This window comes from Methylobacterium sp. 37f (assembly GCF_023093475.1).
Taxonomy (GTDB): Bacteria; Pseudomonadota; Alphaproteobacteria; order Rhizobiales; family Beijerinckiaceae; genus Methylobacterium.
In genome coordinates this window covers 36,102-57,431 of record NZ_JAGHKN010000008.1, presented here as the reverse complement: position 1 = coordinate 57,431, position 21,330 = coordinate 36,102, and the positions used below count along the sequence as shown (strand labels likewise).

The following is a 21,330-nucleotide window of genomic DNA, read 5'->3' as shown; positions in this document are numbered from 1 at the left end:
TCGCGATGCATCGTCCCTGGCAACATGACATCGTGCCCCGGTCTCCGTGGTCCGGTGGGAGGCCCTGATCTTCGGTGCCGACGAGATCGTCTTGCCGCGATCTTCCCGTTCCGGCGCGCGTCGCGCCAAGTCTGTCCCGTCAATCGTCGTCGCCATAATCCGGCGGGTTGTGGCCCCGGCGCGATCCGACCCGGCGCGGGCCGCCGCTGGCGATGCCCGCCACCATGTCGGCGATGTGGCGGAGCGCCTCCGTCGACAGGCCGCCGTCGCCGCCCTCGCCGCGCCCCTGCGGCATCACCGCCTTGGCGAAGCCGAGCTTCAGCGCCTCCTTGATCCGGGCCGGAGCCTGCGCCACCGGGCGGACGGCGCCCGACAGTCCGATCTCGCCGAAATACACCGTCTCGGGCGGCAGCGTCGCGCCGGAGAGGGACGAGACCAGGGCGGCGGCGACGGCGAGGTCGGCGGCGGGTTCGGAGATGCGCAGGCCGCCCGCCACGTTGAGATAGACGTCGTGGGTGCCGAGGCGGATGCCGCCATGGGCCTCCAGCACCGCCAGCACCATCGACAGGCGGTTCGGGTCCCAGCCGACCACGGCCCGGCGCGGCATGCCGAGCGACGAGGGCGCGACCAGGGCCTGGATCTCCACCAGCAGGGGCCGCGTCCCCTCCATACCGGCGAACACCGCCGTTCCGGGCGCGGCGTGGTCGCGCCCGGCCAGGAACAGGGCCGAGGGGTTCGGCACCTCGGCCAGCCCCAGATCGGTCATCTCGAACACCCCGATCTCGTCGGTGGGTCCGAAGCGGTTCTTCACCGCGCGCAGGATTCGGAAGTGGTGGCCCTGGTCGCCCTCGAAGGAAGCGACCGCGTCGACCATGTGCTCGACCACACGGGGGCCGGCGATCTGCCCGTCCTTGGTCACGTGCCCAACCAGGATCACCGCCGTGCCGCTGGTCTTGGCGAAGCGGATCAGGGTCTGGGCCGAGCCGCGCACCTGCGTGACGGTGCCGGGGGCCGATTCCACCGTCTCGGTCCACATGGTCTGGATCGAATCGATGATGGCCAGCGCCGGCGGGCGCCCCTGCGACAGCGTCTCGACGATGTCCTCGACATTGGTCTCGGCCGCCAGTTCGACCGCCGCCGAGGTCAGGCCCAGGCGCTCGGCCCGCAGCCGCACCTGCGCCACCGCCTCCTCGCCCGAGATGTAGACCACGCGTTCGCCGGTCCGGGCCATGGCGGCGGAGGCCTGCATCAGCAGCGTCGACTTGCCGATGCCGGGGTCGCCGCCGAGCAGGATCACCGAGCCGCGCACGAAACCGCCGCCGGTGACCCGATCGAGTTCGTTGATCCCGGACGGGATGCGTGGCGCTTCCCGCACCTCACCGGTCAGGCCCTCCAGGGCGAAGACCCGACCGCGCGCCCGGCTCGGCCGCGTCTTGACCGGACCCGATTGGGGGCCGGTGGCGCCGGTCTCCTCGACGATGGTGTTCCAGCCGTTGCAGGCCTCGCAGCGCCCGCGCCAACGGTTGTAGACCGCCCCGCAGGACTGGCAGACGAAGCTCTGTTGGATCTTGGCCATCGCGATTCCGCTGGAGGAGCCGGAGGACTCGCCCGAATCAGGCGGAGGTCAGGCCCCGGTTCCTGTCACATAATGGCGAACATAGCGAGAACCTAGCCCCGTCAGGATCTCGTAGCCGATGGTGCCGGCGGCCCGGCCGACCGTGTCGACGTCGAGGCCGTCGCCGATCAGGGTCGCGGTCGCGCCGCGCGCCGCCGCCGGCGCGTCGGTGACGTCCAGGATGATGAGGTCCATCGAAATCAGCCCGAGGATCGGGCAGCGCACGCCGCCGACCAGGGCGATGCCGCGCCCGCTCGCCGCCCGGGGATACCCGTCGGCGTAGCCCATCGACAGGGTCGCGAGCCGCCGGGGCTCGGCCGCCCGCCAGCGCCCGTTATAGCCGCAGGTCTCACCCGCAGCGACGTCGCGGATCTGCGCGATCTGCGCCTCCAGGCGCACCACCGGCCGCATCGGGTTCGGCTTCCACGGAGTCGGATTGCCGCCGAACAGGGCATAGCCCGGACGCAGCAGGTCGTGATGCGCGGCGACCCCGAGGAAGATGCCGGAGGAATTGGCGAAGGACCCCGGCACGCCCGGATGGGCGGCACGCACCGCCGCGAAATCCGCCATCTGGCGCGCATTGATCGGATCGCTCGCCAGCTCGGCACTGACGAGGTGAGTCATCAGCAGGGCGATCCCGGCCCGCCCGATCAGCGGATCGCCGGACAGCGCCAGCGCCTCGGGCACGGACAGGCCGAGGCGGTTCATGCCGGTATCGACGTGGAGCGCCGCCGGCCGGGTCCGGCCGGACGCCTCAGCGAGAGCCGCCCATTCGGCGAGTTCGTCCCGGCTTCCGAGCACGGGCCGCAGGTCATGGGCCGCCAGGGTCGGGCCGAGGCCGGGCAGCAGCCCGTTGAGCACGTAGATCCTGGCCTCGGGCAGGATCGCACGCGCCGCCACGCCCTCGCTCAGGTGGGCGACGAAGAACGTCCGGCACCCTGCCGCCCACAGCACCGGCAGCACCCGCGCAAGGCCGCAGCCATAGGCATCCGCCTTGACCACGGCGGCACAATCCGCCTCCGGAGCCTGCGCCGCCAGCCGGCGCCAGTTCTCCGCGAGGGCGGCGAGGTCGATGGTCAGGAGAGCGCCGTGCGTCGATGGGATGACGATCTCCTGGTTCATGGCCTCACCTTTCCACAGAGTAGGATGCCGGGCGCACCGTGGGGACCCATTGCGGTAAGGTGATCGCATATGGGGACCTGCGAGCCCAAAAGTCCTCCGGAGCACCCCGTCATCCCGGGGCCGCGCAGCGGAGCCCGGGATCCTGAAACACAGGTGGCGCAATGACTTGCGCTGTTAGCGGCAATGGATTGCACGCCGGTGGCGCGCCCCTTCGGGTCCGGGCTCGCCTGCGGCGCCTCGGAATGACGGCGCGTTTTCATATGCCATCGCCCTTGCGGGAAGGAGAGGCCGAACGGCGCATGGCTTCCCAGACTTCGGGATATTCACCTGCGGCCGTCTCATGTCCCTTCGATCTTTCGGGACAACTGCCCTCCTGATCACTCCGGTCGGCAGATCACATCTGCTCCGGCAGGCGGTCGGACTGGGCGAGGTCCGAGAAGCGCGTGATGTTGGCGTCGAACTGCAGTTCGACGGTCCCGGTGGGGCCGTGGCGCTGCTTGCCCAGGATCACCTCGGCCTTGCCGTGGACGCGGTTCATCTCGGCCTCCCAGGCGAAGAATTCTTCCGTGCCTTCGCGGGGCTTCTTGTTGTTGACGTAGTATTCCTCCCGGAAGACGAACATCACCACGTCGGCGTCCTGCTCGATCGAGCCCGATTCGCGTAGGTCTGCGAGCTGCGGGCGCTTGTCCTCGCGGTTTTCCACCTGACGCGAGAGCTGGGACAGGGCGATGATCGGCACCGCCAGTTCCTTGGCCAGGGCCTTCATGCCGGTGGTGATCTCGGTCATCTCCTGGACGCGGTTGTCGCTGCGCTTGCCGGAGCCCGAGAGGAGCTGAAGGTAGTCGACGATCAGCAGGTCGAGGCCCTTCTGCCGCTTGAGGCGACGGGCACGGGCGGCGAGCTGGGCGATCGAGATGCCGCCGGTCTGGTCGATGTAGAACGGGATCGTCTGCATGTCCCGGGCCGCGTCGGTGATCTTGTAGAAGTCGGCCGGCTGAATGTCGCCGCGACGGATCTTGTAGGACGGCACGCCCGACTGCTCGGCGATGATACGGGTCGCCAATTGCTCGGCCGACATTTCGAGGGAGAAGAATCCGACGATGCCGCCGTTCTTGGTCTCGGTCCGCCCGTCCGGCAGCTTCTCGGACTGGTAGGCCTTGGCGACGTTGAAGGCGATGTTGGTGACGAGCGAGGTCTTGCCCATGGCCGGGCGGCCGGCGAGGATGATGAGATCCGAGCGCTGCAGGCCGCCCATCTTGGCATCGAGGTCGGACAGGCCGGTGGCGACGCCCGAGAGCTTGCCTTCCCGCTGGTAGGCCTTGGCGGCCATGTCCACCGCCGCCGTCAGGGCGTCGGAGAACTTCTGGAAGCCGCCATCGTATTTGCCCGATTCGGCGAGCTCGTAGAGCCGGCGCTCGGTGCCCTCGATCTGGTCGCGGGGCGAGGATTCCACCGGCGCCTCGTAGGCGCCGTTCACCAGGTCCTCGCCGATGGTGATGAGCCGGCGCCGGATGGCGAGGTCGTAGATGGTGCGGCCGTAATCGCCCGCGTTGATGACGGTGGTGGCTTCCGCCGCGAGGCGCGCGAGGTACTGCATCACCGTCTGGCCGCCGAGGTCGGCGTCGCCCAGGTAGGTCTTCAGGGTGATGGGGGTCGCGAGCTTGCCCGCCTTGATGAGCTGGGAGGCCACCTCGAAAATCTTGCGGTGGACGTCCTCCATGAAATGTTCGGGGAGGAGGAAGTCCGAGATCCGGTAATAGGCATCGTTGTTCACCAGGATCGCGCCGAGCAGCGCCTGCTCCGCGTCGATGTTGTGCGGCGCGACGCGGAATTCCTGCGCGACGGGCTGAAGGTTGGCCGTCAGGGCGTTGGGCAGGGCCATGGGCTGATTCGAGGCTCCGACTCTTCGTTTCATGGTCCGCGCGGCGGTCCGCCACCGCGCCTCTCTATCTGCCGACCATGGCGCCGGCATGGTTAGCCGAACCTTAGCCGATTCGCGCTTGGGCCCGTCTTTTGCTGACCGGTCTTTCACGGCCACGTCTCTTCCCGAGCCCGTCTCTTCTCAGGGATGCGTCGCCCCGGAGGATCCGGCGAAACCCCTCGCAGAAACGCCCGCCATCCTTGCGGATGACGGGCGTCCATGCTGGAACAAACGAGGAACTAGTCAACCATTAAGGCTGTTCGTCCCCGTTCTTCACCGGGTCTGTGGTCCGCTTACTCGCGGTCGTCGCCAGCCTCGGCCAGGGCTGCGCCGACCTCGAGGCCGAGGTCGTCGAGGTTGAACGCCTCGCGCTCGGTGGTCGACTCGCCGCGTGCCTGACGCTCGGCCTCTTCCGGCGAACGGGCGACGTTGACGGTGACGCTGACCTCGACCTCGGGGTGCAGCACGACCGGAACGGTGTGCAGACCCAGGGTCTTGATCGGCTGGTTGAGGGCGAACTGGTCGCGGCCGACGGTGAAGCCGTCGGCGGTGACGACCTCGGCCAGATCGCGGGTCGAGACCGAACCGTAGAGCACGCCGGTCTCGCCCGACTGGCGGATGAGCACGAAGCTCTTGCCCTCGAGGGTCTCGGCGACGGCCTGCGCCTCGGACTTGCGCTCGAGGTTGCGGGTCTCGAGCTGGGCGCGCTGGGTCTCGAAGTGCTTCTTGTTGTTCTCCGTGGCGCGCAGGGCCTTGCCGCGGGCGAGGAGGAAGTTGCGGGCGTAGCCCGGCTTCACGTTCACGGTCTCGCCCATCTGGCCGAGCTTGGCGACGCGCTCGAGAAGAATGACTTCCATGGTGTTCGTCCTTTGGGGTCTGGGGTTGGTCAGGGTCGTCCGGCCGCGCCCGTGGGGCGGCGGCGGTCGAGGGCGGTATCGGCGATGCCGAACAGGGTCAGGGCGGCGAGGGCGACGCCCTGGGTGAAGAAGAGGATCAGGTAGAGGCCGAACAGCAGAGCGAGGCGCCCCGGCCGGCCCCGGCTGCGATCGTGGAAGGCCGCGAGCCCCTGCATGGCGAAGGCGGCGCTCAGGGCGCCGGCGACGGCGATGCCGAGGACCCCCGGAAAACCCGGCACCAGGGCGAGGAGGAGGGCACCGAGCAGCACGGCCAGCACGCGTCGTGGCATCATGGTAGCGGCGAGGTCCGGCCACGGCCGTGGCAGGCGCCCGGAGACGCGGACGATTCGGGCCGCCGCCCAGAGATAGAAGGTGAGCAGAACCGTGAGGCCGTGGGCGGCGAGGCCCGGCGCGATCGCCGCCAGGGCGTTGGCGACCTCGGTACGACTGGCTTCTGCGGGATCTTGTGACGCGGAGTCCTGTTGGGGGGCGTCCTGCTGAGCGGAGTCCTGCTGCGCCGAGCCCTGTTGGCCCGATTCGGTCGGTGTGCCGGCGTCGGGTTTCGGCGTCGCCGGATTCGGGATCGGTGCCGAAGGGTTGGCGGCCCGGTCGGTTCGCACCTGGATCAGCGTCCGGGTCATGCCGCGGAGCTGCGCCTGAAAGGCCTCGTAGCTCGGGGCTGCGATGACCGCGATGGCCACGAAAGCGATGCCGGCCGTCCCGGCGGTCCAGGCAAGGAGGCGGCCGGTCGGATACCATTCCATCGTGCCACCCGCATCGGGACGGCCGAGGAGCGCCAGGTAGGCGAGCCACCAAGCGGGCAGCGCAAGGTAGGCGAAGAAGCCGAGGCCGAGGAAGGGCTGCACGACGACAGCCAGGGCCAGCGCGCCCGTGATGGCGGCGACCAGGGCGGCCCGGTGGCTCCAGCCGAGGCCCACGATCAGGATCGGGAGCGGGGCGAGCAGGTAGAGCAGGATCGCGAGCGCTGTCGCCTTCAGCAGAACGCCGAAGAGGAGGGCGGAGACGAGGCCCGCGCCGATACCGATGCCGAGGTATTGTACCATCACATCCCGCTGTCCCACTGTCCCGATCCGGGCAGGGTTAGAGGCGCCTGTCGCCCCAACGACTCCCGGCCGCCCTGTCGGATCGGCCGGTACGAAATTTCCTGTCCCGGACCGGATGGACCGATCCGGGACATGCTGATGCAGGCTCTCGGGGCCGCTCGCGCGTGCCCCGGGGCGCTTACTTGATCACGTAGGGGAGGAAGCCGAGGAAGCGGGCGCGCTTGATCGCCTGGGCGAGCTCGCGCTGCTTCTTGGCGGACACCGCCGTGATGCGCGACGGCACGATCTTGCCGCGCTCGGAGACGTAGCGCGACAGGAGCTTGACGTCCTTGTAGTCGATCTTGGGCGCGTTCGCGCCCGAGAAGGGGCAGGTCTTCCGACGACGGAAGAAGGGACGGCGTCCGCCGCCCGCACCACCACCAGCACCGCCAGCGGCGGGTGCACCGGGTCCAGCACCAAATGCCATGACTTAAGCCTCCCCGCCGAAGCTGCGCTCGGGGCGGTCACCCCGGTCGCCGCGATCACCACGGTCGCCGCGATCGCGGTCGCCGCCGAATCCACCACCGCCGCCGAAGCCCTCGTCGTCACGACGACGGCCGCGCTCACGATCCTTGCGGTCGTCGCGGTCGCGCTTCTGCATCATCGCCGACGGCTCGGACTCGAGCTCTTCGACGCGGACGGTCATGAAGCGGAGGACGTCCTCGGAGATCTGCATCTGACGCTCCATCTCGGCGAGCGCCGCCGGGGGGGCGTCGACGTTGAGGAGCGTAAAGTGCGCCTTGCGGTTCTTCTTGATGCGGTAGGCGAGGGACTTCACGCCCCACATCTCGATCTTCTCGACCTTGCCGCCATTGGCTTCGATGACGCCCTTGTAGGTCTCGACCATGGTCTCGACCTGCTGGGCCGTCACGTCCTGGCGCGCCAGGAAGACGTGTTCGTAGAGAGGCATTAACGGGCCCTTCATATCCAAAGGGACCCGACGGCACTGCAGGAGTGCGGAAAAGGAAGCGTCGGGCCGGTTCACACGCGAGATCGCCCGGCGCCAAGCCCTTCGAGCCGTTTGAAGGCCCGAGCGGTTGATCGAAGGCGGAGACACGGGACGATGGACACTCCGTCTCCGGGTTGTCCTATGCCGATGGAATCGACACCGTCCGTTCAGCCCCCAGCCGGAGCGAACGCGAGGGCTGGCGCATAAACCAATTTTTTCGGAGTGACAAGGTTTGGCAAACCGAAAGGGCATGCTGCGGTTGGCGGGATGTCGCGGAAGCCAGGGGGATTTCGCTGGACCTGAAAAGGGTCTTGCCCGGATCAGGCGTCTGGTTCGCGTCCGATCGATTCGCGGGTGATCGATTCGACACTGCCGACACCGTCGCGGCGACGCAACCGTTCCGCGAACGCATCGACCGCGCGTCGGTCGACATGCACCAGAGACAGTGTGACCTCGTCGAAACCCTCTGGTATTCCCCGAGCGATTTCAGTCTGCCGCAGCTTCGCCGCGCAGGGTCCCGCCAGCACGCGGATCATCTCCATCGTGAGGGCGCCGTGGGCGGCGACGATCCGCAGATCGAGCTTCTGGCGACGGGCGCGATACTGCTCCTCGAACGGCTTCATCCCGGCCAGGATCGCCAGCACGATGGCGGTGGTCGCCATCGCCGGCACGAACAGCCCGCCGCCGGACGCCAGGCCGATCGCCGCCACCGCCCAGAGGCTGGCCGCCGTCGTCAGTCCCTTCACCACCTCGCCGCGCAGCAGGATGGTACCGGCTCCGAGAAAGCCAATGCCTGAAACGACTTGCGCGGCGACACGGGACGGATCGAGCGTGATGTTCGGCTGTCCCAGAACGTCCGAAAAGCCGAAGGCCGAGACGATCATCAGCAGGCATGAGCCGACGCAGACCAGCATATGGGTCCGCATGCCGGCCGCCCAGATCAGCCGCTCCCGCTCGAATCCGATGACGCTTCCCAGGAGGGCGGCTACCAGCAGACGGCCGATCATATCGAGATTGCTCAGCATGCTCGACGATCAACATGCCGGGAGATCAACATGGACGAAGACTTGCTGTGCCGCTGCAACCGGTCCACCGCCGAACCGGCTACTTGTCAGGCTTCTCCGACAGGATCGCGCCGGTCTTCGGGTCGGCGTGGAACTGCATCTTCATGCCGTTCTTCAAACCTTCGCCTTCCCAATGGCCGTCATCGGCCTCGAATTTGGTGATGCTGGAGTAACCCGCCGCCATCAGCTTCTGCTTCACCTGATCGGCTGGCATCCAGTCGGGACCGGGCGTGTCGGCCAGCGCACCGGTCGCTGCCCCGGCGCTGAGCGTCACGGCGAGGAGGAGTGCCGAAAAACGGATCATGGATCACCTCTGGATCAGTGCTGTCTGATCCAACCGGGTGCAAAACGTCCGGTTCCGGACGGATCAGGTCTCGTCCGGTCCCGCAAACACGTGCGCAATCTCAGCCTCGCCGAGGATGCGGTGCTCGCCGGGTGCCAGATCCGCCGGTAGGGCGAGACCACCGACGCGGTCCCGATGCAGCGCGGTGACGTGGTTGCCGATGGCCGCGAACATGCGCCGGACCTGATGGTAGCGCCCCTCGTGCAGGGTCACCACGGCGCCGGTCTCGTCTTCAGCGACGAACTCGACGGGCAGCAACGGCTTGTCTTCGCCGTCGAGCATCAGGGTCCCGGAGGCGAAAACCGCTTCCTCGTTGCCCTTGAGGGGTCGGTCGAGGGTGACGCGGTAGCGTTTCGCGACATTGGCCTTGGGCGCGATGATCCGGTGCAGCAACGCGCCGTCATCGGTGAGGAGCAACAGGCCCGAGGTCTCCTTGTCGAGGCGTCCGACCGTCGACAGTGCCGGATCGCGCCGGCGCCAGCGCTCCGGCAGCAGAGCATAGACGAGGGGGCCTGCCTCCTTGTGTGAGCAGGTGACGCCCAGGGGCTTGTGCAGCATCAGGGTCAGCCCTGGCGGAGGATCGAGGGGGGCGCCATCGACCGTCATCCGCTGCGCCAAATCCGGCGTAACCGGGATGCGCTGGTCGGCGTCGCGCAGCGGCGCACCGTCGAGGACGACAAGCCCGGCCCCGGTCAGGAGCGCGATCTCGCGGCGGGAGCCGTATCCCATATTCGCCAGCAGCCGATCGAGGCGTGCGTGAACGATTTTCGTCGGTTTCGTCACCGGCGGGCCTCGTAGATCTTGTAGCCTCCCGCCGAGGCTTTCAGTGCCACGCTCTTGAAGGCCGCGTTCAGGGGCGCCTCGTAGGGCAGGTGGGTGTTGGCCGTCAGCCAGAGAGTGCCACCGGGGCGTAGCGCTTCCGCGGCTCGGGCGATGAAGGCTTGGCCCAGGGCCTGGTCTTCCGCTCCCCCGTCATGGAAGGGCGGGTTCATCACCACGAAATCCAGACGGCTCAGCCCGAGGCCACCGGCGCGGATATCCGCCCAACGCAGGCTCGCGCGCGGATCGCTGACGTTGCGGCGGGCCATCTCGATGGCACGCCGGTCGATGTCGATCAGGGTCAGCTCCGTCACCTTCGGCGCGGCCAGAATCGCCCGGGCCAAAATGCCGAGGCCGCAGCCGAAATCGGCGCCGGTACCTGCGAGCTGCGGCAGGTTCGCCAGCAGAAGAGCCGTACCGGGATCAAGGCGGTCATAGGAGAAGATCCCGGCCTGGGTGCAGAGGGCGAGATTGTCGATGTGACGCGGCCCGCCCTCGTGAATGGCCTCGTGCAGACCGGTAAGGTTCTCGGGGCACGCGACCGTGCAGATCCGATGATGGCGGCGCGCATTTTCATGCACTGCGCAGCCGAAGCCGGTGAGTTCCTTGACCAGCCGGCTTCCCCCGCGATCCTTCGGCGCCAGAGCCGTGAGGAATCCGCCCGGCTTCAGGGCTTTCAGGGCGAGAGCCAGGACGTAGCGCCGCTCGATCGTGCCGGCCGGTGCCAGCATGTCGAGTCGGTCGAGGCTATGAGGCGCGACATCCTCCAAGCGCGCCGCGCCCGGAACCAACGGCGAGACTTGCACGGCAGTGTCGGGCACCTCCACCAGTTCCAGCGGCGGCGCGCCGTAAACGGCTTCCGAGACAGGCATTGTGGACATCGTAACGGGATCCGGCGCGACGGCGCGCGCGCCTCGACGGCTCAGGGCGTGAAAGGAAAGCGGGAGGCCCGGCCCACCAGGCGACAAGAATCGCCGCCGGGGTCGGTCTCCCATTCTCTTAGCCCATGCTCAGCCGCGCGGGAACTCCAGACCCATCTCCCGGTATCGGGCCGGATCGTCGGCCCAGTTCTCTCGTACCTTCACGTGCAGGAAGAGGTGCACCGTCTGCTCGGCCGCTTCTGCGATTTCGAGACGCGCCGCTTGTCCGATGGCCTTGATGGTCTGCCCGCCCTTGCCGAGAACGATGGAGCGCTGGCTCTCGCGCTCTACGAAAATAGTCTGCTCGATACGCACGGACCCGTCCGGACGCGGCTGCCACTGGTCGGTCTCGACGGTGGAGCGGTAGGGCAGTTCCTCGTGCAGGCGGTCGTAGAGCTTTTCCCGGGTGATCTCCGCCGCCAGCATGCGGATCGGCGCATCCGAGACCTGATCCTCCGGATAGAGCCAGGGACTCTTCGGCATCATGCCGGCCAGCGTCGATTTCAGCGTCTCGATGCCATCGCCGTTCAGCGCAGAGACCATGAAGGTGTGTTCGAAGGAGATACGCTCGTTCAGCGAGGCCGCCAGGGCGAGTAGCCGATCTCGGGGAATCAGGTCGATCTTGTTCAGGATCAGAACCTTCGGGCGTTTCACGTCGGGAAGCTTGGCGAGAATCGCATCGACCTCTTCGGTGACACCCTTGCGCGCATCGATCAGCAAGCAAACCGCATCCGCGTCCGAGGCTCCACTCCAGGCCGAATGGACCATAGCGCGATCGAGGCGGCGTTTGGGTGCGAAGATCCCGGGCGTATCGACCAGAATGATCTGCGCGGTCTCATGCATGACGATGCCGCGCACGAGGGCGCGGGTGGTCTGCACTTTCCGCGAGACGATCGAGACCTTCGTGCCAACGAGGCTGTTCAGAAGGGTCGACTTGCCCGCGTTGGGGATACCGATCAGTGCGACGAAGCCGGCCGTGGTATTCTCCGGCATCGTCACGGCCGGCAGCGGGATCAGCGGCGGCGGGGCGAAATCGTCGTCGAAGTCGTGATCATCTTGAGGCATCGGAGGCGTGTCCTTCATCGACGTCCGCCGACGTCTCCTTGGATCGGGCCGGATCGGAGCCGGTTATCTCGCGCTCGAGCACGAGGCGGGCGGCCTCCTGCTCGGCGAGGCGTTTCGAGGGACCGACGCCGATACCGACCTCAAGACCCTCGACGCGCACCGCGATATGAAACACCGGCGCATGGTCGGGACCCGAGCGCTCGACCACGTCGTAGACTGGGATCGGCAGAGCGCGGGCCATCGCCCACTCCTGAAGCGACGATTTCGCATCGCGACCGCGCGGCGCGGCGGTGTCGGTGTCCGGCGTGAAGGCCGCGTTGACGATCGCCTTGGCGACCTCGTAGCCGGCGTCGAGGAACACTGCACCAAGGATTGATTCGCAGACGTCGGCCAGGATGGTCTGATTGCGACGTCCACCACTCTGGACCTCGCCGGGGCCAAGTGCGAGGTGCGGACCGACGTCCCAGCTCGTCGCGACGGACGCACAGGTTTCACGCCGCACAAGCCCCGCAAGGCGTCGCGACAGCTCGCCCTCGTCGGCGCCCGGGAAGGCCTCGTAGAGGAGGTCGGCGATGGCAAGCCCAAGGACGCGGTCGCCGAGGAATTCCAGGCGTTGGTAGCTGCCGAGTCGGCCGTTCCCACCGGCCTTACTCACGTGCGTAAGGGCGTGGAGCAGAAGCTTCGGATTGGCAAAAGCATGTCCGATCCGCGCCTCGAGTACCGCGAGGTCGGGCTTCGGACGGGGCGCGCGCCGCGCCCGGCTGGAGGGACGCGCCTCTTCGGTCACAATGCGTAACGTCCTAATGGATGGCCGTGAACAGCCGGTTCCAGCGAACCTTCGCCGGCCAGTTCCAGATCTGCCACGCCGGCGTGCCCTCGTCGATCGAGAAGAAGATCATCTCCGCCCGTCCTACGAAATTCTCGAATGGCACGAAGCCGACACTGGCGAGATCGCGCGAATCCGTCGAGTTGTCGCGATTGTCGCCCATCATGAAGAAGCGCCCCTGCGGCACGGTGTAGGGCTCGGTATTGTCCCAGTAGCCGTTATCGCCATCGCGCTCGATAACGCGGTGGGTAATCCCGTTGGGCAGGGTTTCGAGGTATTGTTCCGCCTTGGCCTGTTCCCCGTAGGGGCCCGTCGTCTCGAAGGGTGCGATCTTCTCACGCTTCACCGGCACGTCGTTGATGTAGAGAAGGCCGGCTTTCATCTGGATCTTGTCACCCGGCAAACCGATCACGCGCTTGATGTAATCGGTGGAATTGTCCTTCGGCAGTTTGAAGACGGCGATGTCGCCTCTCTTCGGCTCCGCCGCCCAGATCCTTCCGTCGGCCGTGAAGGGCAGATATTCGCTCAAGGGCAACGAATATTTCGAATATCCGTAGGAATATTTTGATACAAACAGATAGTCGCCGATCAGAAGCGTCGGCACGAGGGAGCCCGAAGGGATGTTGAAGGGCTGGAACAGGAGCGTTCGAACCACCAGCGCGATGAGAAGCGCCTGACCGCCGACCTTCAGCGTCTCCTTGATGCTCGCCCAGATGCTGGTGTCAGCAGCCTTCAGGTCACGCTTTGTCTGCTGATCCACGTGGGCACGTTCCATCTGGCTGCCATCTCCGGTCCGACGCGCGCACCCGGATTCCGGGCGACTTCCGTCGTTGACGGTCGACCGGCGGCATAGACCATGCGGATAGGCGCCGCAACGCACGCGGCTTCACGGCTGGGTTCCGGGCGTGCTGTCCGGCACTGCCTCGATGATCACGAAGGCCTGTGCCAGGGGGGGGTCATCCGTGAGCGTGATGTGGAGCTTGGGCCGGTGACCGATCGGCATGAGCCCCGCCAGGTGCTCGGCCGCCGCTCCGGTGAGCCGGAGGGTCGGGCGTCCGCCCGGTCGATTGACGACCTCCATGTCGCGCCAAAACACTCCTTGCGCGATACCGGTGCCGAGGGCTTTGGAGCAGGCCTCCTTGGCCGCGAAACGCCGGGCATAGGACGGAGCGCGCGCCGCGCGAGCATCGCACTTGGCCCGCTCCGCTTGGGTGAAGATCCGGTGAGTGAAGCGTTCGCCGTAGCGCTCCAGCGACTTCTCGATCCGCCGGATGTCGCAAAGGTCGGAGCCGATGCCGACGATCATGCGCGTGCCTCTTCCATGGCCGCGCGCATATCGCGGATCGCTTGGCCCAAGCCAACGAAGATAGCTTCGCCGATGAGGGCATGACCAATGTTCAATTCGGCGATCTCGCGCAGGGCGGCCACCGGCCCGACGCTGTCGAGTGCGAGGCCGTGGCCGGCATGGATCTCAAGGCCGATGCCAAAGCCATAGGCTGCCGCATGGGTGATGCGCGCGAGCTCTCGCGCGGTCCTGGCCGTATTCCCCTCGGCGACCGCTTCGCAATAGCTGCCGGTGTGAAGCTCCACGACGGGTGCACCCAGGCGCTTGGCAGTGTCCATCACGGCCAAGTCTGGCTCGACAAAAAGCGACACGCGGATGCCTGCCGCAGTGAGGCGTGCGATGCGAGGCCTCAGTGAATCCTGAGCCCCGATGATGTCGAGCCCGCCCTCGGTGGTACGCTCCTGGCGCTTTTCGGGCACGAGGCAGGCGGCGTGTGGCCTCAATCGAGTTGCCAGCTCGATCATCTCGTCGGTGGCGGCCATCTCGAAGTTGAGCGGAATCGTGAGGGTGCGGGCGAGTGTCTCCATATCGGCGTCGCGGATGTGCCGGCGATCCTCACGCAGGTGTGCGGTGATGCCGTCGGCTCCTGCCGCGACCGATTCGCGAGCGGCACGGATCGGATCAGGTGCCGTCCCGCCGCGGGCATTCCGGACTGTGGCCACGTGATCGATATTGACGCCGAGCCGGAGACGATCTGAAGGCAGGGCACGGGATGACATCGCCGATAGCTCCGAAGGGGATCGCTGCACCCTGATGGAAGGGCGCGTGCGTCACTACATAGGAGATGCTGGGTCGCAGGGGATATGACACGCTATGGGATTTCTTGACGGACTGCTCGGCCATGGCAGCGACCTCTCGCCCGGGGAGGTGAACGAGCAACTGGCTGGAATTCTTACGGAGGGCGAGCCGGTTCAGATCGCCTTCCGGATCATTCGCGACCTGATCGTCTTCACGGACCGCCGCCTGATCCTTGTGGATAAGCAGGGCATCACAGGTCGCAAAGTCTCGTACCTGACAGTCCCCTATCGGGCGATCACCTCCTTCTCGGTGGAGACTGCGGGAAGCTTCGACCTTGAGTCCGAACTCGCGATCTGGGTCTCGGGTCGAGCCGAGCCGATCCGCAAGACCTTGAAGCGGGGCGCCAACATACTGGGGATTCAGCAGGCCATCGCGGCATCGATCCGCTGATGCCGTCCTGTATCCGATGCGTTTGCCCTGAGAGGAACTGACCGGGGAAATCTTGCCTCAGCGTGCGGTCTCTGGTAAGGCCCCGCCCATTCCACACGCGGAGTCGGCCTCATGCCTGAATGAGGCGTTTCCGGTGGTCGTTGCCCTTAGGCGCGATCGCTTCCTCCGCGGCGGTACCAACCGGAGAGTACAAAGACATGGCCGTTGATTTCACCATGCGTCAGCTTCTCGAGGCCGGCGCCCACTTCGGACACCAGGCCCATCGCTGGAATCCGAAGATGCAGTCCTACATCTTCGGGACGCGCAACAATATCCACATCATCGATCTCGCGCAGACCGTGCCGGCCCTCCATCAGGCCCTTCAGGCGGTGAGCGACACCGTGGCCAAGGGCGGCCGCGTGCTGTTCGTCGGCACGAAGCGCCAAGCGGCCGACACGATTGCGGAGGCGGCCAAGCGCTCGGCCCAGTACTACGTCAACTCCCGTTGGCTCGGCGGCATGCTCACCAACTGGAAGACCATCTCGGGCTCGATCCAGCGCCTGCGCAAGGTTGACGAGACCCTCGACGGCGGGGCCCAGGGCCTCACCAAGAAGGAGCGTCTGATGCTGGCCCGTGAGAAGGACAAGCTTGAGAAGGCCCTCGGCGGCATCAAGGATATGGGTGGCGTGCCTGATCTTCTGTTCGTGATCGACACGAATAAGGAGCAGCTCGCGATCAAGGAGGCCCAGCGTCTTGGTATCCCGGTGGCAGCCATCGTTGACACCAACTGCAACCCGGATGGCATCACCTACGTCGTGCCGGCCAACGATGACGCGGGCCGCGCCATCGCGCTGTATTGCGACTTGATCGCTCGTGCTGCCATCGACGGCATCTCGCGCGGCCAGGGCTCGATGGGTATTGATCTCGGTGCTTCCGAGGAGCCGGTCGCCGAGGAGCTTCCGGCCAACGACGACGCGGCGGCTTCCGTCGTCTCCGGTTCGGTCACGCAGGCCGACGTTGCTGCCCTCGTGGAGTCGACCGAGCACTTCGAACTGCTTTCGGCCCCTCGTGGTGCTCCGGACGATCTGTCCAAGCTCCATGGCGCTGGTCCGCAGATTGTTCAGAAGCTCAACGAGGCGGGAATCTATCACTACTGGCAGCTTGCCGCGATGAGCGCGGATGATGTCGCCAAGGTCGATGCCGATCTGAAGCTGAACGGCCGCATCGGGCGCGATGGCTGGGTCGATCAGGCTCGCGGCTTCGTCGAGGCCGCTGCCGCCGCCTGATCCCGCATCGGCGGCCCGTCATTGGGCTGCCATCGGCAGATCCGACAATCGAAGCTGAAGCCCGGTGCTTTCCAAGAGCGCCGGGCTCATTCACTTCCAGAGTGTCTTGCCTACCAAACACGACGCGTTTCGCCGGACACAAGTTTCGAACGACCCGCGCTTCATCACACTTCGTATTTCATACGACACGGAAAGGACCGGCCATGGCCAACATCACCGCCGCACTGGTGAAAGAGCTCCGCGAAAAGACCGGCGCGGGCATGATGGACTGCAAGGGCGCTCTGAACGAGACCGACGGCGACATCGAAGCTGCGGTCGATTGGCTGCGCAAGAAGGGTCTCGCCAAGGCCGCGAAGAAGGCTGGCCGCGTGGCCGCTGAGGGCCTTGTCGCCGTCGAGTCGGCGGGTCACCATGCCGCAATCGTGGAGGTGAACTCGGAGACCGATTTCGTCGCCCGCAATGACAGCTTCCAGGCTTTCGTTCGTGAAGCCGCCAAGCTTGCGCTGAACACCGACGGCACGCTGGAGGGCCTTGAGGCCGCCACGTTCCCGGGTGCGACGACCACGGTTAAGGAAAGTCTCGCCAACCTCATCGCTACTATCGGCGAGAACATGACTCTGCGCCGAGTTGCTAAGCTCGACGTGACCAAGGGCGTTATCGCCTCCTACGTCCATGGCCAGGTGGTCGAGGGTCTTGGCAAGATCGGCGTGCTCGTCGCGCTCGAGTCCGAGGGCGATGTCGAGGTGCTCTCCACCCTCGGCCGCCAGATCGCCATGCATGTTGCCGCTACTAACCCGGTGGCTCTCGATGCTGCTGGCGTCGATCAGGGCACGCTCGACCGCGAGATTAACATCTTGCGCGAGAAAAACGCCGGTAAGCCCGAGAACGTGCTCGCCAAGATCGTCGAGAGCGGCCTGAAGAGCTACTACAAGGAGGTGACCCTCCTGGAGCAGCCCTTCGTCCACGACGGCTCCAAGACGATCAGCCAAGTTCTGAAGGAAGCCGAGGGCAAGGCTGGTTCGCCGGTCAAGCTCACCGCGTTCGTGCGTTATGCGCTCGGCGAGGGTATCGAGAAGGACGAGGGGCCGGATTTCGCGGCTGAAGTCGCGAGCCTTTCACGCTGATCTGAAATTTCGAGCATTTTTTGCTTCGGAAATGAGAGGGGCAGCGGCAGGGATGCCGCTGCCCCTCGACGTTTAGGCCTCCGTTGGGCTAGACACCCCCCGCTTCCGATTGGCTCTCCGACCTGATCCAGGCCGGATTAGAGGGGACTGGCTCGATGCCGGAGACCGCACCGTTTCGCCGCGTACTCGTGAAGCTTTCGGGCGAGGCGCTGGCTGCTCCCGATGGCTATTGGCTTCACCCGCCGACGCTCGCGGGCATCGCCGACGACATCGCCCGCACGCGCGAGGCCGGCTTCCAGATCGCCCTGGTGGTGGGAGGTGGCAACATGATCCGCGGTGCCCGTATCTCGGCGGCTGGTTGGATCGACCGGGCTACTGGTGATTCCCTGGGCATGATGGCCACGGTGATGAACTCTCTGGCTCTGGAAACGGCCCTGAATGCTGCGGGCGTGCCGGCACGCACCATGTCCGCCGTCTCAATGCCGACCATCTGCGAAACCTTTGCGCGTCAGCCTGCCCTGCACCACCTCGACAAGGGTCAGGTCATTGTCCTTGCTGGGGGCACCGGTAATCCCTTCTTCACGACTGATACCGCCGCCGTACTCCGCGCCGCCGAGTTGCGCTGTGACGCGGTGCTGAAGGCGACCCAGGTGGACGGGGTCTATTCCGCCGATCCGAAGCGCGATCCGACCGCGACACGCTACGATCGTCTGACCCATGATGAGGCGATCGCTCGCGACTTGAAAGTAATGGACACCGCGGCCTTCGCGCTGGCTCGCGAAAGCCGCCTTTCGATCGTGGTCGGCTCCATCCATGCCCCGAGTTCGGTCCTGGCTATTTTGACCGGTTCGGCGCCGGCCACGCAGGTAGTCCCATAGACCACGACTGACACGGCGCGAGGGTAGACACGCAGCGACGGCAATCAGAAATCTTGTCGATCATTTCAGCGCCGATGCCTCGCAGCACTCTTTTCGATCAATGCCATCAAGGTTGCTGATTTTATCGAACAGATTTTTCTCAAATGATGGGGTGCGTTTGCTTGGTTGACGGCGCTATCTGCATGAGTCCGACGAAATGACATGTTAGAAATTCGACGCTCTCACCTGGAGCTGGAAACGTATCTCTAGCCGAGAAGCCGCTGAATTCGTGAACTGAGTGCCTATGATGAATGTCGCAATCTGTTCCGGATCATGACAGCTTTCGCGACAGCAATTCTTGCAGTCGCCGCGGATTGATCGGTCTGCGTCTTATGACGAGGTGGGACGGCGCCGATGGATTCTGCTTCGGGCTGACCCCGACGCATAAGCGCCGTAGCCCCATTTGCGGCCTCTCTGATTTTGGTTCATTGAGGCGCACGAACGGGCCTTCGCGGCTCGGCCCCCAATTTCCCCTAGTTCGCGTCGGGATAGTCCAGCATGGCAGCCATTCCAGAATTCGACCTGAATGACATCAAGCGCCGTATGCAGGGTGCCGTAGCCTCGCTGAAGGGCGATCTCGGGTCGCTCCGTACCGGCCGCGCCACGCCGAGCATCCTCGATCCGATCCAGGTCGATGCCTACGGCGCCATGATGCCGATGGCCCAGGTCGCAACCGTGAGCGTTCCCGAGCCCCGCCTTCTCAGCATCTCGGTCTGGGATCGCGGCATGATCGGTGCCGTCGAGAAGGCCATCCGGGAATCCGACCTCGGCATGAATCCGCAAACCGAAGGTCAGACCATCCGCCTGCGTGTTCCTGAGATGAACGAGCAGCGTCGCAAGGAAATGGTCAAGGTCGCGCACAAATACACGGAGGAGGCTCGCGTTGCGGTCCGCCATGTCCGGCGTGATGGGCTCGACCATCTGAAGAAGCTGGAGAAGGACGGCGCCATCAGCGAGGATGATGAGAAGCGTCAGGCCGGCGAAGTCCAGAAGGCCACCGATCAGTTCATTGCTGAGATCGACGGTGTGCTCGCCGCCAAGGAGAAGGAAATCATGCAGGTCTAGGATTTGCTGGTCCGGGTTCGAGATCACGTGTGATCGACACGAAAGACGGTTGGGGGAGAAGCGCGTTGGGTCGCTCAGAAGGCGCGCGTCAGATCGAGGCGGCAAGGGTGCACGGCGTTGAATCGTCTGGTCGTGAGCCCGCGGATGGTGCCGCGACGGTTTATGCAGGCTCTCATCAATCTAAGACAGGTCTGCAAACCGCGCCGGCTCATGTCGCCATCATCATGGACGGAAATGGACGCTGGGCGGCAAGTCGTGGCCTGCCGCGCGTCGAAGGTCATCGCCGTGGTGTCGACGCGGTGCGGCGCGCGGTACGTTCGGCGATCGAACTCGGCGTGCACTTCCTGACCATCTACAGCTTCTCATCCGAGAACTGGCGCCGCCCGCCGGCCGAGGTCGCCGACCTCATGGGCTTGCTGAAGCTTTTCGTCCGCCGCGATCTCGCCGACCTGCACGGGAACAACGTTCGGGTCCGCATCATCGGCGAGCGGGAGGGACTCAGTTCCGACATTGCTGGGCTCCTGGACGAAGCGGAGTGCCGCACGCAGGCTAATACCGGGCTCACCTTGATCGTGGCCTTCAATTATGGCGGTCGTCAGGAAATCCTTCGGGCGGTTCGAAATCTCGCACGGTCCGTAGCCGAAGGCGCCCTTGCGCCGGACGCCATCGATCTGGATGTCCTGACCGGCGCCCTCGACACTACCGGGATACCGGATCCGGATCTCGTCATCCGCACGTCGGGGGAGCAGCGGTTGTCGAATTTCCTGACCTGGCAGACAGCTTATGCGGAATACGTGATCGTCCCTGAATTCTGGCCAGACTTCGATCATGCGGCGTTCCACGCTGCAATCGAGGAGTATCATCGCCGTGACCGCCGCTTCGGCGGCTTGAGCGGCAAGGTCGGTTAATCGTGGTGCCTGAAGAGGCGGCTCCCGCCTCCCGGCGCGGACTTTTTGCCAGCCGAGAGTTCCGGGCTCGCCTCGTCTCGGCAATTTTGCTCTGCGCTATCGTAGTGTCGGCACTGATCCTTGGAGGCTGGCCCTTCGCAATGATCTGGCTCGCCGCAGGCATCGTGTTTGCCGCCGAGTGGATCGGCATGAGCGCGATCGCGCCGCGGCGCCTCGTTCTCTCGGTGACGGCCGCGACCCTATTCGGCCTCGTTCTCTGTCTTCACGGCGACGTTGCTCCGCTGCCAATGACCTTGGTGGGACTCGTTGGGGCCAGTCTCGTGACGGCCATCGCGAAGGAACCCGCCGGACGCCTTCGTGCCTTGGGCGGTCTCGCCAGCGCCGCTGTGATCGCTCTGGTGCCGACAGCTCTGCGTGATGATCCCGGGATCGGGATTCTGGGTCCCGCCTGGATGTTCGCCGTGGTCTGGTCCACCGATATCATCGCCTACTTCACGGGGCGGACATTCGGCGGCCCGAAGCTGATGCCGCGGGTCAGCCCGAAGAAGACGTGGTCCGGTGCCATCGGTGGGCTGGCCGCAGGAACGCTCGCTGGAGTAGCGCTCGTGCTGATCGCCCGAGACCATGGCTGGAGCAGTCTTTCGACGACATCGCTTGCCGGCGTCGCCCTCCTAAGCGCCACAGCCTCGGTTCTCAGCCAAGGGGGTGACCTCGTTGAGTCCGCCCTCAAACGCCGGTACGGCGTGAAGGATTCGGGCCGTGCGATTCCCGGACACGGTGGTGTCATGGACCGTCTCGACGGGTTCTTCGCCGTCGCCATCCTCGCCGGTTTCTATCTTATCGTACGCCGCTTCGTCGCGCCCTGAAGGACCCTC

The 21,330-nt window shown here is 65.8% G+C and carries 23 protein-coding genes; 7 read left to right on the top strand and 16 right to left on the bottom strand.

The annotated features are described in order from the left end of the window. Positions 1-139: 139 nt before the first annotated feature. The 16 genes from radA to J7U37_RS07485 form a co-directional block, all read right to left on the bottom strand. Positions 140-1,576, bottom strand: a complete 1,437-nt coding sequence (gene radA, locus J7U37_RS07560) for a DNA repair protein RadA (protein ID WP_056190041.1) — start codon at positions 1,574-1,576, stop codon at positions 140-142. Positions 1,577-1,624: 48 nt separating this feature from the next. Further along, positions 1,625-2,737 carry an alanine racemase gene (alr, locus tag J7U37_RS07555; RefSeq protein ID WP_247635317.1) on the bottom strand — a complete coding sequence of 371 codons (1,113 nt, stop codon included), beginning with the start codon at positions 2,735-2,737 and terminating at the stop codon, positions 1,625-1,627. Between the two features lie 394 nt (positions 2,738-3,131). Beyond that, complete coding sequence (locus J7U37_RS07550; RefSeq protein WP_056190043.1) at positions 3,132-4,619, bottom strand: replicative DNA helicase; 1,488 nt, start codon at positions 4,617-4,619, stop codon at positions 3,132-3,134. Positions 4,620-4,951: 332 nt separating this feature from the next. Next, entirely contained in the window at positions 4,952-5,515 is a 564-nt protein-coding gene (rplI, locus tag J7U37_RS07545; RefSeq protein WP_056190044.1) for a 50S ribosomal protein L9, read from the bottom strand. Positions 5,516-5,544: 29 nt separating this feature from the next. After that, positions 5,545-6,618 carry a DUF2232 domain-containing protein gene (locus J7U37_RS07540; RefSeq protein ID WP_247635316.1) on the bottom strand — a complete coding sequence of 358 codons (1,074 nt, stop codon included), beginning with the start codon at positions 6,616-6,618 and terminating at the stop codon, positions 5,545-5,547. Positions 6,619-6,796: 178 nt separating this feature from the next. Next, positions 6,797-7,084, bottom strand: a complete 288-nt coding sequence (rpsR, locus tag J7U37_RS07535; RefSeq protein WP_056173092.1) for a 30S ribosomal protein S18 — start codon at positions 7,082-7,084, stop codon at positions 6,797-6,799. 3 nt (positions 7,085-7,087) lie between these two features. Then, positions 7,088-7,567: a 30S ribosomal protein S6 gene (gene rpsF / locus J7U37_RS07530; RefSeq protein WP_056190048.1), complete on the bottom strand. Its 480-nt coding sequence runs from the start codon at positions 7,565-7,567 to the stop codon at positions 7,088-7,090. A gap of 359 nt (positions 7,568-7,926) precedes the next feature. After that, entirely contained in the window at positions 7,927-8,631 is a 705-nt protein-coding gene (locus J7U37_RS07525; protein WP_247635315.1) for an MgtC/SapB family protein, read from the bottom strand. 79 nt (positions 8,632-8,710) lie between these two features. After that, positions 8,711-8,974: a PepSY domain-containing protein gene (locus tag J7U37_RS07520; protein ID WP_247635314.1), complete on the bottom strand. Its 264-nt coding sequence runs from the start codon at positions 8,972-8,974 to the stop codon at positions 8,711-8,713. A 63-nt stretch (positions 8,975-9,037) separates the two neighbouring features. Further along, positions 9,038-9,778, bottom strand: a complete 741-nt coding sequence (locus tag J7U37_RS07515) for a pseudouridine synthase (RefSeq protein ID WP_247635371.1) — start codon at positions 9,776-9,778, stop codon at positions 9,038-9,040. A gap of 14 nt (positions 9,779-9,792) precedes the next feature. Next, positions 9,793-10,713 carry a methyltransferase gene (locus tag J7U37_RS07510; RefSeq protein WP_247635313.1) on the bottom strand — a complete coding sequence of 307 codons (921 nt, stop codon included), beginning with the start codon at positions 10,711-10,713 and terminating at the stop codon, positions 9,793-9,795. A 129-nt stretch (positions 10,714-10,842) separates the two neighbouring features. Then, positions 10,843-11,745 (bottom strand): GTPase Era, encoded by a 903-nt coding sequence (gene era / locus J7U37_RS07505; RefSeq protein WP_244476789.1) that lies wholly within the window; start codon positions 11,743-11,745, stop codon positions 10,843-10,845. 58 nt (positions 11,746-11,803) lie between these two features. Further along, on the bottom strand, positions 11,804-12,604 hold the full coding sequence (gene rnc / locus J7U37_RS07500) for a ribonuclease III (RefSeq protein ID WP_247635312.1): 801 nt from the start codon (positions 12,602-12,604) through the stop codon (positions 11,804-11,806). A gap of 13 nt (positions 12,605-12,617) precedes the next feature. Next, the gene (gene lepB, locus J7U37_RS07495) at positions 12,618-13,418 is read right to left on the bottom strand and encodes a signal peptidase I (RefSeq protein ID WP_247635311.1); all 801 of its coding nucleotides are present in this window, start codon (positions 13,416-13,418) and stop codon (positions 12,618-12,620) included. A gap of 111 nt (positions 13,419-13,529) precedes the next feature. After that, on the bottom strand, positions 13,530-13,949 hold the full coding sequence (acpS, locus tag J7U37_RS07490; RefSeq protein WP_247635310.1) for a holo-ACP synthase: 420 nt from the start codon (positions 13,947-13,949) through the stop codon (positions 13,530-13,532). Then, positions 13,946-14,707 (bottom strand): pyridoxine 5'-phosphate synthase, encoded by a 762-nt coding sequence (locus J7U37_RS07485; protein ID WP_247635309.1) that lies wholly within the window; start codon positions 14,705-14,707, stop codon positions 13,946-13,948. The genes acpS and J7U37_RS07485 overlap by 4 nt, the downstream gene beginning before the upstream one ends. A gap of 94 nt (positions 14,708-14,801) precedes the next feature. On the opposite strand from J7U37_RS07485, the gene J7U37_RS07480 reads away from it, so the two are divergent. The 7 genes from J7U37_RS07480 (at position 14,802) to J7U37_RS07450 (ending at position 21,321) form a co-directional block, all read left to right on the top strand. Beyond that, on the top strand, positions 14,802-15,176 hold the full coding sequence (locus tag J7U37_RS07480) for a PH domain-containing protein (protein ID WP_056478922.1): 375 nt from the start codon (positions 14,802-14,804) through the stop codon (positions 15,174-15,176). 197 nt (positions 15,177-15,373) lie between these two features. Continuing rightward, complete coding sequence (locus tag J7U37_RS07475) at positions 15,374-16,441, top strand: 30S ribosomal protein S2 (protein WP_247635308.1); 1,068 nt, start codon at positions 15,374-15,376, stop codon at positions 16,439-16,441. A 203-nt stretch (positions 16,442-16,644) separates the two neighbouring features. Beyond that, positions 16,645-17,565, top strand: a complete 921-nt coding sequence (gene tsf, locus J7U37_RS07470) for a translation elongation factor Ts (RefSeq protein ID WP_056190064.1) — start codon at positions 16,645-16,647, stop codon at positions 17,563-17,565. Between the two features lie 155 nt (positions 17,566-17,720). Beyond that, positions 17,721-18,443: a UMP kinase gene (pyrH, locus tag J7U37_RS07465; protein ID WP_056190066.1), complete on the top strand. Its 723-nt coding sequence runs from the start codon at positions 17,721-17,723 to the stop codon at positions 18,441-18,443. 537 nt (positions 18,444-18,980) lie between these two features. Continuing rightward, on the top strand, positions 18,981-19,547 hold the full coding sequence (gene frr / locus J7U37_RS07460) for a ribosome recycling factor (RefSeq protein ID WP_056189640.1): 567 nt from the start codon (positions 18,981-18,983) through the stop codon (positions 19,545-19,547). Positions 19,548-19,612: 65 nt separating this feature from the next. Continuing rightward, on the top strand, positions 19,613-20,455 hold the full coding sequence (locus J7U37_RS07455) for an isoprenyl transferase (protein ID WP_082503607.1): 843 nt from the start codon (positions 19,613-19,615) through the stop codon (positions 20,453-20,455). A gap of 2 nt (positions 20,456-20,457) precedes the next feature. After that, complete coding sequence (locus J7U37_RS07450) at positions 20,458-21,321, top strand: phosphatidate cytidylyltransferase (RefSeq protein WP_247635307.1); 864 nt, start codon at positions 20,458-20,460, stop codon at positions 21,319-21,321. The last annotated feature ends 9 nt before the right edge of the window (positions 21,322-21,330 follow it).